This window comes from Bacillus sp. VA13, assembly GCF_055710085.1.
Genome location: NZ_JBVQPP010000003.1, coordinates 567339 through 580985, shown reverse-complemented (window position 1 = coordinate 580985; position 13647 = coordinate 567339). Strand labels below are relative to the sequence as shown.

General features: G+C 44.5%; 12 protein-coding genes. 7 read left to right on the top strand and 5 right to left on the bottom strand.

What is annotated here, in order from left to right; translation table 11 throughout:
- The first annotated feature begins 67 nt into the window (after window positions 1-67).
- The 5 genes from glpD to AC0C66_RS14890 all read left to right on the top strand — a co-directional run bounded on the left by glpD (window position 68) and on the right by AC0C66_RS14890 (window position 6071).
- On the top strand, window positions 68-1735 hold the full coding sequence (gene glpD / locus AC0C66_RS14910) for a glycerol-3-phosphate dehydrogenase (RefSeq protein WP_072182529.1): 1668 nt from the start codon (window positions 68-70) through the stop codon (window positions 1733-1735).
- A 132-nt stretch (window positions 1736-1867) separates the two neighbouring features.
- Complete coding sequence (locus AC0C66_RS14905; RefSeq protein WP_461845682.1) at window positions 1868-3613, top strand: phosphoglucomutase; 1746 nt, start codon at window positions 1868-1870, stop codon at window positions 3611-3613.
- A gap of 150 nt (window positions 3614-3763) precedes the next feature.
- Window positions 3764-4906 (top strand): GAF domain-containing sensor histidine kinase, encoded by a 1143-nt coding sequence (locus AC0C66_RS14900; protein ID WP_326198534.1) that lies wholly within the window; start codon window positions 3764-3766, stop codon window positions 4904-4906.
- On the top strand, window positions 4903-5550 hold the full coding sequence (locus AC0C66_RS14895; protein WP_088679566.1) for a response regulator: 648 nt from the start codon (window positions 4903-4905) through the stop codon (window positions 5548-5550). Before AC0C66_RS14900 ends, AC0C66_RS14895 begins: the two co-directional genes overlap by 4 nt.
- On the top strand, window positions 5547-6071 hold the full coding sequence (locus AC0C66_RS14890; protein WP_088679565.1) for an NADPH-dependent FMN reductase: 525 nt from the start codon (window positions 5547-5549) through the stop codon (window positions 6069-6071). Before AC0C66_RS14895 ends, AC0C66_RS14890 begins: the two co-directional genes overlap by 4 nt.
- A gap of 14 nt (window positions 6072-6085) precedes the next feature.
- Here the strand turns inward: AC0C66_RS14890 and AC0C66_RS14885 are convergent, their stop codons facing one another.
- On the bottom strand, window positions 6086-6328 hold the full coding sequence (locus tag AC0C66_RS14885; protein ID WP_003224139.1) for a YhdB family protein: 243 nt from the start codon (window positions 6326-6328) through the stop codon (window positions 6086-6088).
- Between the two features lie 199 nt (window positions 6329-6527).
- Here AC0C66_RS14885 and AC0C66_RS14880 point away from each other — a divergent pair, with 199 nt between their 5' ends.
- Window positions 6528-6851 carry a YqzG/YhdC family protein gene (locus AC0C66_RS14880; protein ID WP_088679564.1) on the top strand — a complete coding sequence of 108 codons (324 nt, stop codon included), beginning with the start codon at window positions 6528-6530 and terminating at the stop codon, window positions 6849-6851.
- 41 nt (window positions 6852-6892) lie between these two features.
- Here AC0C66_RS14880 and lytF read toward each other — a convergent pair whose 3' ends face one another.
- From lytF to AC0C66_RS14865, 3 genes are all read right to left on the bottom strand, one after another.
- A complete protein-coding gene (gene lytF / locus AC0C66_RS14875; RefSeq protein WP_472973616.1) occupies window positions 6893-8320 on the bottom strand; it encodes a peptidoglycan endopeptidase LytF in 1428 nt (475 codons plus the stop codon).
- Between the two features lie 152 nt (window positions 8321-8472).
- Window positions 8473-8913: a nitric oxide-sensing transcriptional repressor NsrR gene (nsrR, locus tag AC0C66_RS14870; RefSeq protein WP_014113179.1), complete on the bottom strand. Its 441-nt coding sequence runs from the start codon at window positions 8911-8913 to the stop codon at window positions 8473-8475.
- Window positions 8914-9026: 113 nt separating this feature from the next.
- Window positions 9027-10553, bottom strand: coding sequence for a mechanosensitive ion channel (locus AC0C66_RS14865; protein ID WP_072182527.1), 1527 nt, complete (start codon window positions 10551-10553; stop codon window positions 9027-9029).
- A 164-nt stretch (window positions 10554-10717) separates the two neighbouring features.
- Between AC0C66_RS14865 and spoVR the strand changes: the two genes are divergently transcribed.
- Complete coding sequence (gene spoVR / locus AC0C66_RS14860; protein WP_088679561.1) at window positions 10718-12124, top strand: stage V sporulation protein SpoVR; 1407 nt, start codon at window positions 10718-10720, stop codon at window positions 12122-12124.
- Window positions 12125-12154: 30 nt separating this feature from the next.
- Here spoVR and phoA read toward each other — a convergent pair whose 3' ends face one another.
- Window positions 12155-13540: an alkaline phosphatase PhoA gene (gene phoA / locus AC0C66_RS14855; protein ID WP_072182525.1), complete on the bottom strand. Its 1386-nt coding sequence runs from the start codon at window positions 13538-13540 to the stop codon at window positions 12155-12157.
- Between the last annotated feature and the right edge of the window lie 107 nt (window positions 13541-13647).

Here is a 13647-nt window from a genome sequence, read left to right as displayed (position 1 = left end):
GTAAGCATGCACTTTGGCTGTTGTGGTCTCTTTTTCTATTTACAAACCGTGACAACAAGGAGGAGCAATAATGAAACATCAATTTTCAAGTCTTGAAAGAGATCGCATGCTGACAGACATGACGAAAAAAACCTATGATCTATTTATTATCGGAGGAGGAATTACAGGAGCGGGAACAGCTCTTGACGCGGCATCAAGGGGAATGAAAGTCGCGCTTAGCGAAATGCAGGATTTCGCGGCGGGAACATCAAGCCGATCAACTAAATTGGTTCATGGCGGCTTGCGCTATTTAAAACAGTTTGAAGTGAAAATGGTTGCTGAAGTAGGGAAAGAGCGGGCGATTGTTTATGAAAACGGCCCGCACGTCACTACCCCGGAATGGATGCTGCTTCCGTTTCATAAAGGCGGTACATTCGGTTCATTCACAACCTCTATCGGTTTAAGAGTTTATGACTTCTTAGCAGGTGTGAAAAAATCAGAACGAAGAAGCATGCTTTCAGCAAAAGAAACGCTGCAAAAAGAGCCATTGGTGAAAAAAGATGGCTTAAAAGGCGGCGGGTACTATGTGGAATACCGCACTGACGATGCAAGACTGACAATCGAGGTCATGAAGGAAGCAGTCAAATTCGGGGCAGAGCCGGTGAATTATTCAAAAGTGAAGGAGCTCCTTTACGAAAAAGGCAAAGCAGTTGGCGTATTAATTGAAGATATGCTGACAAAGAAAGAATATAAAGTGTACGCGAAAAAAATTGTCAATGCGACAGGCCCTTGGGTCGACCAGCTCAGAGAAAAAGACCATTCAAAAAACGGAAAGCATTTGCAGCATACAAAAGGCATTCACCTTGTATTTGACCAGTCTGTCTTTCCGCTGAAACAGGCAGTATATTTCGATACACCTGACGGCCGTATGGTATTTGCGATTCCTCGTGAAGGCAAAACATACGTGGGAACAACAGACACTGTTTATAAAGAGGCGCTGGAGCATCCGAGAATGACAACGGAGGATCGTGATTACGTCATCAATTCAATCAATTACATGTTCCCGGAACTGAATATCACTGCGAATGACATCGAATCCAGCTGGGCGGGGCTGCGTCCGCTGATTCATGAAGAAGGCAAAGACCCTTCTGAAATTTCACGGAAAGACGAGATTTGGACATCTGACTCAGGCTTGATCACCATCGCCGGCGGGAAGCTGACAGGATACAGAAAAATGGCGGAGCACATCGTCGATCTTGTGCGCGATCGCTTAAAAGAAGAAGGCGAAAAGGATTTCGGTCCATGTAAAACGAAAAACATGCCAATCTCAGGAGGGCACGTCGGTGGTTCGAAAAATCTTATGTCCTTCGTTACAACGAAAACAAAAGAAGGAATCGCAGCCGGCTTATCAGAAAAAGACGCAAAACAGCTGGCGATCAGATACGGCTCCAATGTAGAGCGTGTATTTAATCGCGTGGAAGCATTGAAAGATGAGGCCGCGAAACGCCACATTCCGGTTCATATTCTTGCTGAGGCAGAATACAGTATAGAAGAAGAGATGACCGCAACACCTGCTGACTTCTTTGTCCGCAGAACGGGACGTTTATTTTTTGATATCAATTGGGTAAGAACATATAAAGATGCCGTTATTGATTTTATGAGCGAGCGATTCCAATGGGATGAGCAGGCAAAAAACAAACATACAGAAAACCTCAACAAGCTTTTACACGATGCGGTTGTACCGCTCGAACAATAAATCATAACGGGCTGTCTCTCAGCCCGTTATTTCTTTTTACATGCCGAAAGTGCCAGACCTCAGGTTAACAAGTGACAGAGGCACCCGCTTCATATAAAATAATGGCATAAGCTGATACAAAGGAGGACGAATATGACTTGGAGAAAGAGCTATGAACGTTGGAAACAGACAGAACATTTAGATCCGGAACTTAAAGAGCGCCTCACTGAATTAGAGGGGAATGAACAGGCTCTTGAGGACTGCTTCTATAAAAACCTTGAATTCGGTACCGGCGGAATGCGCGGAGAAATCGGCGCCGGGACGAATCGGATGAATATTTACACTGTGCGCAAAGCATCAGCCGGGTTTGCGGCATACATCTCGCAGCAAGGTGAGGAAGCGAAAAAACGGGGCGTTGTCATTGCTTATGATTCCCGCCATAAATCGCCGGAGTTCGCGATGGAAGCGGCAAAAACACTTGCGACACAAGGCATCCAAACATACGTCTTTGATGAGCTTCGCCCGACGCCGGAGCTGTCATTCGCTGTCAGACAGCTGAACGCCTATGGGGGAATTGTGGTAACGGCAAGCCATAACCCGCCTGAATATAACGGCTACAAAGTATACGGGGATGACGGCGGCCAGCTGCCTCCAAAGGAAGCGGACATCGTCATTGAGCAGGTAAACGCGATTGAAAATGAGCTGACGATCACAGTCGACGATGAAAATGCGTTAAAAGAAAAGGGCTTAATCAAGATCATCGGTGAAGACATTGATAAAGTCTATACAGAAAAATTAACGTCCATTTCCGTTCATCCTGAATTATCCGGAGAAGTAGATGTAAACGTTGTTTTTACACCGCTGCATGGAACTGCAAATAAACCGGTCAGACGCGGTCTTGAAGCACTCGGTTACAAAAATGTAACGGTTGTTAAAGAACAGGAGCTGCCGGATTCAGACTTCTCTACTGTTACCTCTCCAAACCCGGAAGAGCATGCGGCATTCGAATATGCCATTAAGCTTGGGGAGGAACAGAACGCAGATATTCTCATCGCAACAGACCCTGACGCTGACCGTCTCGGTATAGCAGTGAAAAACGAACAAGGCCAATATACAGTACTGACAGGAAACCAAACCGGTGCGCTGCTGCTTCATTACTTGCTTTCTGAAAAGAAAAAACAAGGCATCCTTCCTGACAACGGTGTCGTTCTCAAAACAATCGTCACAAGTGAAATTGGGCGTGCGGTCGCTTCTTCATTCGGTCTTGATACGATTGATACGCTGACAGGCTTTAAGTTTATCGGTGAAAAGATTAAGGAATACGAGGCATCAGGCCAGTATACCTTCCAATTCGGTTATGAAGAGAGTTACGGTTACTTAATTGGGGATTTTGCCCGCGACAAGGACGCTATTCAGGCGGCGCTTTTGGCAGTTGAGGTTTGCGCGTTCTATAAAAAACAAGGAATGTCATTGTATGAAGCGCTCATCAACCTCTTTAACGAGTACGGTTTTTATCGTGAAGGGCTGAGATCCCTGACGCTGAAAGGAAAACAGGGGGCAGAGCAAATTGAAGCGATCCTTGCTTCCTTCAGACAAAATCCGCCGCGAAAAATGGCCGGCAAACAGGTTGTGACAGCTGAAGATTACGCTGTAAGCAAACGGATGCTTCTGAAGGAAAACAAAGAAGAAGCGATCGACTTGCCAAAATCAAATGTACTGAAATACTTCCTGGAAGACGGGTCTTGGTTCTGCCTTCGTCCTTCCGGAACTGAGCCGAAGGTCAAATTCTATTTCGCCGTAAAAGGAACCTCTATAGAAGACAGTGAAAAGCGTCTTGCCGCTCTTTCTGACGATGTAATGAAGACGGTAGATGACATTGTAGAGGCTACAGCAAAATAATTCGAGTATAAGCTGGATCATTGTAAATGATCCGGCTTTTTTCTTTTTCTCATCCAAAAGTCTGAAAGAAAATCCTCCCTCAAGCGAAGTAGAGACATACAAAAAACTGGTATAATCTAAAATAACAAGACCAATGCCGGAGTGAGAAACGTGAGCAAAACGAGGATGGAAAAATTAAAAACGCTGAAAACGATTGCGGAAACCTTAAATCAAGGGCACGATGTCAAAGCAACACTGGATGAGGTTTTAAAAGAATTGCTGAGTCTGACGAACCTTCAATCCGGCTGGATTTTTCTGATCGAAGAAGACGGGTCCTATACGTTAGCGGCCGACGCTTATCTGCCCCCGGCTTTAAGCCGTAAGGAAAAAGTGCTGATGTGCGAAGGGGAGTGCTACTGCCTGACAAAATTCAATAACGGAGGGCTTAGAAGGGCGGCTAATATCATGAACTGCAAGCGCATAGAATCAGCCAAGGAACTGCACTGTTTTGACACAGAAGGGATTACGCATCATGCAACTGTGCCCTTAGAGGACGGGGACAGGAGATTCGGGTTGTTAAATGTAGCGTCGGCCGGAAAAACCATGTTTGATGAGGAAGAGCTGCATTTACTCGAGTCTGTCGCCTTTCAGATCGGAACGGCAATACAGCGCATGAAGCTTTCTGAATATAAACAAAAAAATGCTCTTTTAATGGAACGCAACCGCCTCGCTCAGGAGCTTCACGATTCTGTCAATCAAATGCTGTTTTCCGTCAGTTTAACTGCCAGAGCGGCAAAAACACTGACAAAAGATGAGAATTTGCAGCAGATGATTGATTTCATTCAAAACCTATCACAAGACGCGCTCGCAGAAATGAAAGCGTTAATTTGGCAGCTTCGCCCCGGAGGATTGGAAAAAGGGTTATCTGAAGCCATTAAAAGCTATGGCGCGCTCATTGGATTGAATGTCATTTTTACACAAAAAGGCTGTCCTGTTCTTACCGATGAGCAGGAGCATATGCTGTGGCGTGTTGTTCAGGAAGCTTTAAATAACTGCAAAAAGCACGCCGGAACTGGTACGGCGTATGTCAGTCTGACTGCTTCCTCGTGCCATGCGGAGCTGAGTATCATCGATCATGGGGCAGGGTTTTGCTATGAAGCGCATGAAGGTCTGCCTTCACTCGGCATCAAGGGTATGAAAGAACGGGCGGAAAAAGCAGGGGCGGAGTTTTTGATTGAGTCAGAACTTGGAGCGGGGACAAAGCTGTCCATTAGGCTCCCGCTTACCAATCAGAAAGGAAGGACAGTGCAATGAAAATTGTAATTGCGGATGACCACCATGTTGTCAGAAGAGGGCTTCGCTTTTTCTTTGCCACCCAGGGTGATATTGAAGTTGCAGGCGAGGCGGCAACCGGAACAGAAGCTCTTCGTATCATCGAAGAGACAAAACCTGATCTTGTGCTGATGGATCTGTCTATGCCTGAGATGGACGGCATTCAAGCCATAAAAAAAGCAGTACAGCAATTTCCGGGGATCAATATCATTGTGCTGACGAGCTACTCCGATCAGGAGCACGTCATCCCCGCGCTTCAGGCAGGTGCGAAGGCGTATCAATTAAAGGATACGGAGCCCGAGGAATTGGTGAAAACACTAAGACAAGTGCATGCCGGCCAATACAAGCTTTCTTCAGCTATTATGCCCCATGTGCTCACACATATGAGAAATCAGCATGATCCGGAAAAAGAAAAATTTTATCAATTAACACGCAGGGAAAAGGACGTTCTGAACGAAATTGCGAACGGGAAAAGCAATAAAGAAATCGCGGCAGCCTTGTTTATTTCAGAAAAAACAGTGAAAACCCATGTGTCAAATCTTTTAGCAAAGCTTGAAGTGGCCGACCGCACGCAAGCAGCGCTTTTCGCAGTGAAATATAACTTGAATGGAGAGATTACGAAATGAACATGTTAGTCATAAACGGTACGCCTAGAAAACATGGAAGAACGAGAATTGCCGCATCCTATATTTCAGCGCTGTATCACACGGACTTAATTGATCTAAGCGAGTTTATATTGCCGATTTTTAACGGAGAAGCGGAGCAATCTGCACTTTTGCAGGTACAGGAGCTTAAGCAGCGCGTCACTAAAGCGGATGCAATTGTCTTATTATCTCCTGAATATCACAGCGGCATGAGCGGCGCTTTAAAAAATGCGCTGGATTTTCTAAGCAGCGATCAATTCAAATATAAGCCCGTGGCATTATTGGCGGTGGCGGGAGGCGGAAAAGGCGGCATCAACGCGCTGAATAATATGAGAACGGTAATGCGGGGTGTCTACGCCAATGTCATTCCGAAGCAGCTCGTGCTTGATCCGGAGCACATTGATATTGAAAATGCTGCAGTGACGGAAAATATAAAGGTCAGCATAAAAGAGCTTGTCGAAGAACTCAGCATGTTCGCAAAAGCAGGAAATCCCGGCGTCTGAACGCCGGGATTTGTTTATGTGAGCAAGGCTAATTGATCTTCGTAGGTCAGCTCTGTGGCATGATCAATATAACGGAGAAGGGAATACAGCATCTTTTCAAGAACGGCGTAATCCTGTTCAAAATGATACGCATGCAGAAAATGTTCGATTCGTTTTGATAACAAATCATCCTCTGTACGCACCATTAAAATTAATAAATTATCCCATTGAGAACGATGGGTGTAATACAGCGCTTTATCGTAATCGGCATAATCCATGAATCGCTTCTCCTTTCTTGTGTGAGAAGTTCATGATTAGTTTATGCCGCATCCCATGTTATTGACGGGGCAAAACTTGGCGTCTGCGGCAGTACAGGGATAGCAATATGAGGGAGACATAAAATCAAAATGCTGAATGAAGCTGTCGCTTTTGGAAAACCTATGATAGAACATAATCTGGGTACAGGAGACTGAAAACATGAAATCTCTGCCGTATACCATTGCGCTTCTTTTTTGCGGATTGATCATCTTGTCAATGGCCGCAAAAGGACATTCAGCGGACACAGACGAGTCCGTTCCAAAGTGGGAACAGCTCGCCTGGAGCAAAATTCAGGATGAATATAAGGGCGCTTCATTTTCTGATTACGCTTATATGGGGCGGACCGAGGTGAATGATGAGCAGACGAAAGATGTTTTTCGGGTGACGGTCAGACAGAAAGCTGATACCTTTTCTGTTCGGGCCGAAGTCTATTTTCATCCGGTGACAAAACATATGATCAGCATCAACGTCTTTAGGCTCTAATCAAAAAACTGTACAGCCGCTAGGCCATACAGTTTCTGTTTTTAGAAATATCGTTTTGCACCAAGATAGCGCTGTTTCCAGTAAGAGTTGTTCATACTGGAAATGACAACTCCGGAATCGTTGGCATTAATGAATTCCCCGTTTCCAAGATAAATTCCGACGTGGGAAGGGCCGGCTTTATATGTTGTAAAGAAAACGAAGTCTCCGACAGCAGGCTGGCTGACAGATTTCATTGTGTTCCAATATCCGGCTGCCGTTAATCTAGATACAGATGTAACTTTGTTCAGTGCATAGTAAATGAATCCGCTGCAGTCAAACCCGGCCGGTGTCGTGCCTCCCCAGCGATACGGAACCCCAAGCTGCTCTTTAGCGGCGGCAATCATTGTGTTAATTTTCGCGCTTGTTGAGCTGGAAGTGCTTGAAGAACCGGATGAAGATGAAGCTTTTCCGGTAATGACCAGCTTTTGGCCAACCTGCAAGACATCTGTTTTTAAATTGTTTTTCTCCCGAATCTGCTGAGCTGTTACATTAAACTTTTGAGCAATCACCCATAAGGAATCGCCGCTTTTCACCGTGTATGTAGTCGTCGTGCTTGAGCTAGCATTTGACGAAGAAGACGATGATGATGAAGTGCCTGAAGATGCTTGACATGTCAGCTTCAGCACTTGCCCGACGTACAGCATGTCTGATTTCAGATTATTGCTGTTTCGGATTTGCTGTACAGTCAGGTTATAGTTGTTTGCAATTTTCCAAAGTGAATCTCCGCTTTTTACAGTATAATTCTTTGTTGCTGAAGTTTGGCTCGAATTGGATGAAGTGTCTTTGGAAGACGTATTAGAGCCGCTTGATTTTGTTTTCAACACTTGATTCACATAAATGGTGTCTGATTTTAAGTTGTTCAAGACCTTCAATTCGGCGACGGACATATTGACTTTGTTTGCAATTTTCCAGAGCGAATCTCCAAGCTGCACCTTGTATGTTCCGGTAGAAGATGAAGAGCTTGAGCTCTTATTAGAACTGCTTTTTGTACTGGAACTAGAGCTAGAGCTTGAAGAAACCGTACCGGCTACCTTTAATTTCTGACCTGCACGAATCATGTCGCTGCTTAGTCCGTTTAATTTTTTTAGTTCCTGCACCGTCATTTTATGCTCATTTGCGATCAGCCAAAGTGAATCTCCGCTTTTCACTGTGTAAACAGAACTTCCGCTCTTCTTGGTTGTTGAGCTTGAAGTAGATGAAGTGCCTGAATTGCTGTCCGGAATGGTAAGCGTCTGGCCGATAGACAGAACAGTAGTCGAAAGATGGTTGGCGGATGTGATAGCCGCCACACTTGTGTTGTAGTTTTGGGCCAGTTTCCATAAAGAATCTCCGCTTTTGACCTTAATCGTTGCTGCTTCAGCTGGTGTCACTGCTAAAGTTGTACTGACAATCGCAGATGCTGTCAGCCCTGCTGCTAATTTCTTTTTCATCTGAGCTCTCCTTTTTCCCCCAATGATTTTGAATATGCTGTTTCTTTTTTATATCGGCAGGTTCGCCCCATCGTTTTGCCTTTTTTGAAAAACAGCCATATTATCTTAACAAAAAGGGGGAAAAAGGGCATAAAAAAAGAAGGAATCATGATCTATTCCTTCATTCTTAAAAGCTTCATGATGTCTTCTTTGTTTTTGACAAGGTCGCGCAGTGTGTAGTTGTCCAAAACCGCAAGATAGGCCATAAGCGCTTCATTCAGCACATGTTTTAAGCCGCACACCGGGGAAATAACGCAGAGATTCTTGTTTACATCAAAACATTCAACAATATTAAAATCGTCTTCCGTTTTTCTGACAACCTCACCGATGTTGATGTCTTCAGGGTCCATGCCTAAGCGGATACCGCCGCCTCGTCCGCGTATTGTTTCTACATAGCCGAGCTGGCCGAGCCTGTATATCACTTTCATGAGATGATTTTTTGAAATAGAATACGTTTCGGCAATCTGTTTTATATTCGAAAGTTCTCCGGGACGTTCTGCGGCCAGAAAAATCAAAACTCTTAATGAGTAATCTGTATAATTTGTTAACTTCATAATAAGACCTCGTAATAAGACATTTTCTATATCTTATCATAATCGATTGAAAAATGAAAAAAAAGGAATTTTTCACTGGAAAAACGTGCACCCTGCTGGGTACACGTTTTTGATTACATGTTATTCGGCGGATTTTGGTTTTTACGGTTCTTGTCAATTTCGGTGTTTTGCATTTTACGTTCAAATGCAGACAGATAACGCGATGCAAAATCCTTTCCGCCAAGGCCAAAGGATAAACCGAAGGCGAGTGCGAAGCCGCTAAGCACGATGATGAACGCGGAATTGACGATTGTGGCAGCGACACCAAGCTGGTCAAGGGCCATAAAGAAAGCAAGTGCGATAACCGTATATTTAGCAATCGCCGCTAAAGACTTGAATTCCTGGCCTTTGATTATGCTTGCGAGCACTTTTCGCACCAATTCCCCGGCGTAAAGGCCGATGCCGAGAATGAATACAGCGACAAGGACATTCGGCAGATACGCGATGATGCCAGTCGCAATCTCTACGAGAAAGTGCAGCTGAACAATTTGCAGCGCCTCGGCTGTAAACAGCAGAATGACAATGATTTGCGCAATCATACCGACAACTTGAGACAGGGACAGCTTGGTAGGCGTTCCTGTTTCCATGCCCATTTTTCCTAATACAGAATCAAAGCCTGCGCGATGGAGGAGTCCGGACATCATGGTGTTTACCCATTTTCCTGCCCACATACCCGCTAAAACAAGCACGATGGCAATGATGATGTTCGGAAGCATGTTTAAAATGGTATTCAGCATAGAGACAGCAGGTTTCGAAATGCCTGCGACATCCAGCTGGTCAAGCGCTGAAATGACAACTGGTATTAAAATCAGCACATAAGCGATTGTTCCGATGACTGCAGAAAGACTTGTATCTTTTAAGTAAATAGATAAACCCATACGTGCGGCGAATCTTTCCGTACCGATGCTTGCAAGGAAATTCGTAATGATGTCACGTACAAGACGGGCAACAAGCCAGCCGATTAAAACGATAAGCGCGGCGGCAAATAATTTCGGCAGAAAAGCAAGCACGCTTTCCATCATATTTGTAAACGGACCTGAAATGCCGCTGATTTTCAAAGAAGATAAAACCCCTGGCAGGAAAACAAGCAGCACGAGATAAAAGACAATTTGCGAAGCGGCATTGACTGCCTGATGAATATCTTTTCCTTCAGACACCAAATTCCACTTGCGCAGCTTGTCACTCGTGTTCAGCTTCATCCCGATTTTTTTAACAAGGAAGCTCAATACAGAGGCTGCAGCCCATCCTAACAGCAAAATGAGTCCAGCCTTCAGCACACTCGGGATAGCTGCTGTAATTGCGGAAAGCATGCTGACAAACGGTGACGCCACTGATGTCAGGTGCAAAATGTTAAAGAATAAAATAAAGACGATAATCAATGCGATAAAATAAACGACCTTGCTTATGACTTTTTCTGAGGAATAGCGTGATGGCTTTTTCCCAGCAAAGAGCTTGTCGTCAATTTTTGTTTTTCTGAGCCCTTTGTAAACCGCCTTTTCAATGATTTTAGCGATAGCCCATCCGATTAATAAGACGAGTAAAGCAATGATTAAGTTTGGCAGCTTACTGAGATAAGAAGAAAGCATGTCTGCTACATTCAATTGGTATCGCTCCTTTTTTTCGTAATATGGTGTGTTTTTACCCACTGGCACACTCGGCAAACAGCTGAATGTGCCGAGCTAATTTTTTTCTGCCCAAGCGAGGCTATCATCTTTTGTCAGGCGGGCTCATACATTATAGATAAGTCCAAGTAGGGGGGATTCGGTTGAACGCGGAGGAGAAGAAGGGATTACAGCGGGCAATTGAGGAAATTACCGAAATTGCAAAAGGATTCGGCCTTGATTTCTACCCGATGAGATATGAAATCTGCCCGGCTGAAATTATTTATACATTCGGCGCGTACGGGATGCCGACAAGATTCAGCCACTGGAGCTTCGGGAAGCAATTTCACAAAATGAAGCTGCATTATGATCTTGGATTAAGCAAGATTTATGAGCTGGTCATTAACTCAGATCCATGCTACGCTTTTTTGCTGGACAGCAACTCACTGATCCAAAATAAATTGATTGTCGCTCACGTTCTGGCCCATTGTGATTTCTTCAAAAACAACTGCCGATTCCAAAACACGAAGCGCGATATGGTGGAAAGCATGGCGGCAACGGCCGAGCGGATTAAACATTATGAACAGGTTCACGGGATAAAAGAAGTAGAAGCTTTTTTAGACGCAATCCTTTCGATTCAGGAGCATATCGATCCGTCTTTGGTCCGTCCGAAGCTCCTATGGAGTGTGGATGATGAGGAAGAGGATATTGAAGAGGCAGCGACGCCATACGATGATCTATGGTCTTTGGATGAAAAGAAACCGAAAAAACAAGTCAAAAAATCGAAAAAACCTTTCCCGCCGCGGCCGGAAAAAGATATTCTGCTTTTTATCGAGGAGCACTCCCGGGAGCTAGAGCCGTGGCAGCGTGATATTTTAACGATGATGAGAGAGGAAATGCTTTATTTCTGGCCTCAGCTGGAAACAAAGATTATGAATGAGGGCTGGGCTTCCTATTGGCACCAGCGAATTATACGTGAGCTTGATTTAACCTCAGATGAAGCGATAGAGTTCGCCAAGCTGAATGCAGGTGTCGTTCAGCCGTCCAAAACAGGCATCAATCCTTATTATTTAGGGCTGAAAATATTTGAAGACATTGAGGAGCGGTACAACAACCCGACGGAAGAAATGAAGAACATGGGCGTGAAGCCTGACTCAGGCAGGGAGAAAATGTTTGAGGTCAGGGAAATTGAATCCGATATCTCTTTCATCCGCAATTACTTAACAAAAGACTTAGTTATGCGCGAGGATCTTTATTTGTTTCAAAAACAGGGCAGAGATTATAAAATCGTCGACAAAGAATGGAGATCGGTACGCGACCAGCTCGTGAGCATGCGGGTAAACGGCGGGTTTCCATATTTGACAGTAAACGACGGCGATTACATGAAAAATAACGAGCTCTATATTAAGCATTGGTATGAAGGCATAGAGCTGGATTTGAAATATTTGGAGAAAGTGCTCCCTTATTTATTTCAGCTTTGGGGAAGAAGCGTACACATCGAGTCTGTGCTTGAGGATAAGGAGGTCATGTTTTCGTACGATGGAAAAGGTGTTCACCGCAGGTATTTATAAAAAAAGAGGATGCAGCGTTCTGCATCCTCTTTATTTTCCTGTTTTTAACATCTTAAATATGATGTTTGCCTGATCGGTATTGTTAATCAGTCCGCGGAATTTTTCTTTTCCGGGGCCATACGCGTATACTGGCACTTCTTCGCCGGTATGATCGGTACTCGTCCAGCCGCTGTTAGATCGTGTGTTAAAAATCTTGATGATGGCTTTGTAGGCGCCTTTGCTTTTGTCAGCCTGTGCAGCAGCTTCAACACTTTTGATTTCTTCTGATGTAAATTTCAGATTTGTATAGCGGGAGAGCACATCTTTGACCGGTTTGCCTTCACTGATTTTTTTGGCCATAAATTCAGGCGTTTTTTTCGCGGAGAGAATCGGCTCCGCGTGCCAATTCTTTTCGCCGTTTGCGCCAATGGCAAAGCCGCCGGTTGTATGGTCAGCAGTTGCAATGACAAGTGTATGTTTATCTTTTTTCGCAAAATCAATCGCAGCTTTATAGGCCTGTTCAAAATCTTTAACCTCGCTCATGGCTCCGACTGTATCATTGTCATGGGCCGCCCAGTCAATTTGGCTGCCTTCGACCATCAAGAAAAATCCTTTTTTATTTTGGTTCAGGCGGTCAATTGCTGAAACCGTCATGTCTTTGAGAGATGGTGTTTTGCTGTCACGGTCGAGTGCTTTAGCAAGCCCTCCGTCTGCGAAAAGCCCGAGCACCTGCTGATCTTTATTTTTCTTCAGTGCTTGTTTTGTTGTTACATAGCTATAGCCGGCTTGTTTGAATTCCTTCGTCAAATTTCTGTCCTTGCGGTTAAAATACGATTTTCCGCCGCCAAGCAAAACGTCTATTTTTTGTTTGCCTTTTATTTTGTCATCCATATAGCTGTTGGCGATTTGGTCCATGTTTTTCCGTGATTCATTGTGGGCGCCATATGCGGCTGGAGTGGCGTGGTTAATTTCAGACGTTGCGACAAGCCCTGTTGACTTGCCTTGCTGTTTGGCCTCTTCAAGTACTGATTTTACTTTTTTTCCGTTTTTATCGACGCCAATTGCATTGTTATATGTCTTAACGCCTGTCGCTAATGCTGTTCCGGCAGCTGCTGAATCTGTAATATTATAGTCAGGGTCATCCGGGTGCGTCATCATCATGCCTGTCAGATTCGGGTCAAACTCCGTTAACTTCGGGTTATTCGGTGTTTCACCGTTATTTTTTAGGGAACGGTAGGCGTTTATGTAAGGAGTCCCCATGCCGTCACCGATCATCACAATGACATTTCTGATCTCGGCTTTGTCTTGTTTTTTGGCGCTTGCCGTTTCGGTTTGCTGCAGCTCGGCTCCGGCAAAGATCCCAGCTGTAAGGACAGAAACAGCGGCGATTGGCAAAAGTTTTGATTTCATGTTTTGAAACAAATTCATTTTTTGCATGCCTCCTTTAATGTATTATGTTTATCATGTTAGGGAAATTTTGTTAAACGCGGCTGTTGATCGTGTAAACATTAAGTAAAGCATTGTAAGGAAATGAAAAACGTCGT

Excerpts from the sequence above, each read along its gene's own strand:
- phoA (WP_072182525.1), bottom strand. The coding sequence starts at position 13,540 with ATGCAAAAAATGAATTTGTTTCAAAACATGAAATCAAAACTTTTGCCA.
- AC0C66_RS14890 (WP_088679565.1), top strand. The coding sequence starts at position 5,547 with ATGAACATGTTAGTCATAAACGGTACGCCTAGAAAACATGGAAGAACG.
- AC0C66_RS14880 (WP_088679564.1), top strand. The coding sequence starts at position 6,528 with ATGAAATCTCTGCCGTATACCATTGCGCTTCTTTTTTGCGGATTGATC.
- nsrR (WP_014113179.1), bottom strand. The coding sequence starts at position 8,913 with ATGAAGTTAACAAATTATACAGATTACTCATTAAGAGTTTTGATTTTT.
- AC0C66_RS14905 (WP_461845682.1), top strand. The coding sequence starts at position 1,868 with ATGACTTGGAGAAAGAGCTATGAACGTTGGAAACAGACAGAACATTTA.
- lytF (WP_472973616.1), bottom strand. The coding sequence starts at position 8,320 with ATGAAAAAGAAATTAGCAGCAGGGCTGACAGCATCTGCGATTGTCAGT.
- AC0C66_RS14885 (WP_003224139.1), bottom strand. The coding sequence starts at position 6,328 with ATGGATTATGCCGATTACGATAAAGCGCTGTATTACACCCATCGTTCT.
- AC0C66_RS14895 (WP_088679566.1), top strand. The coding sequence starts at position 4,903 with ATGAAAATTGTAATTGCGGATGACCACCATGTTGTCAGAAGAGGGCTT.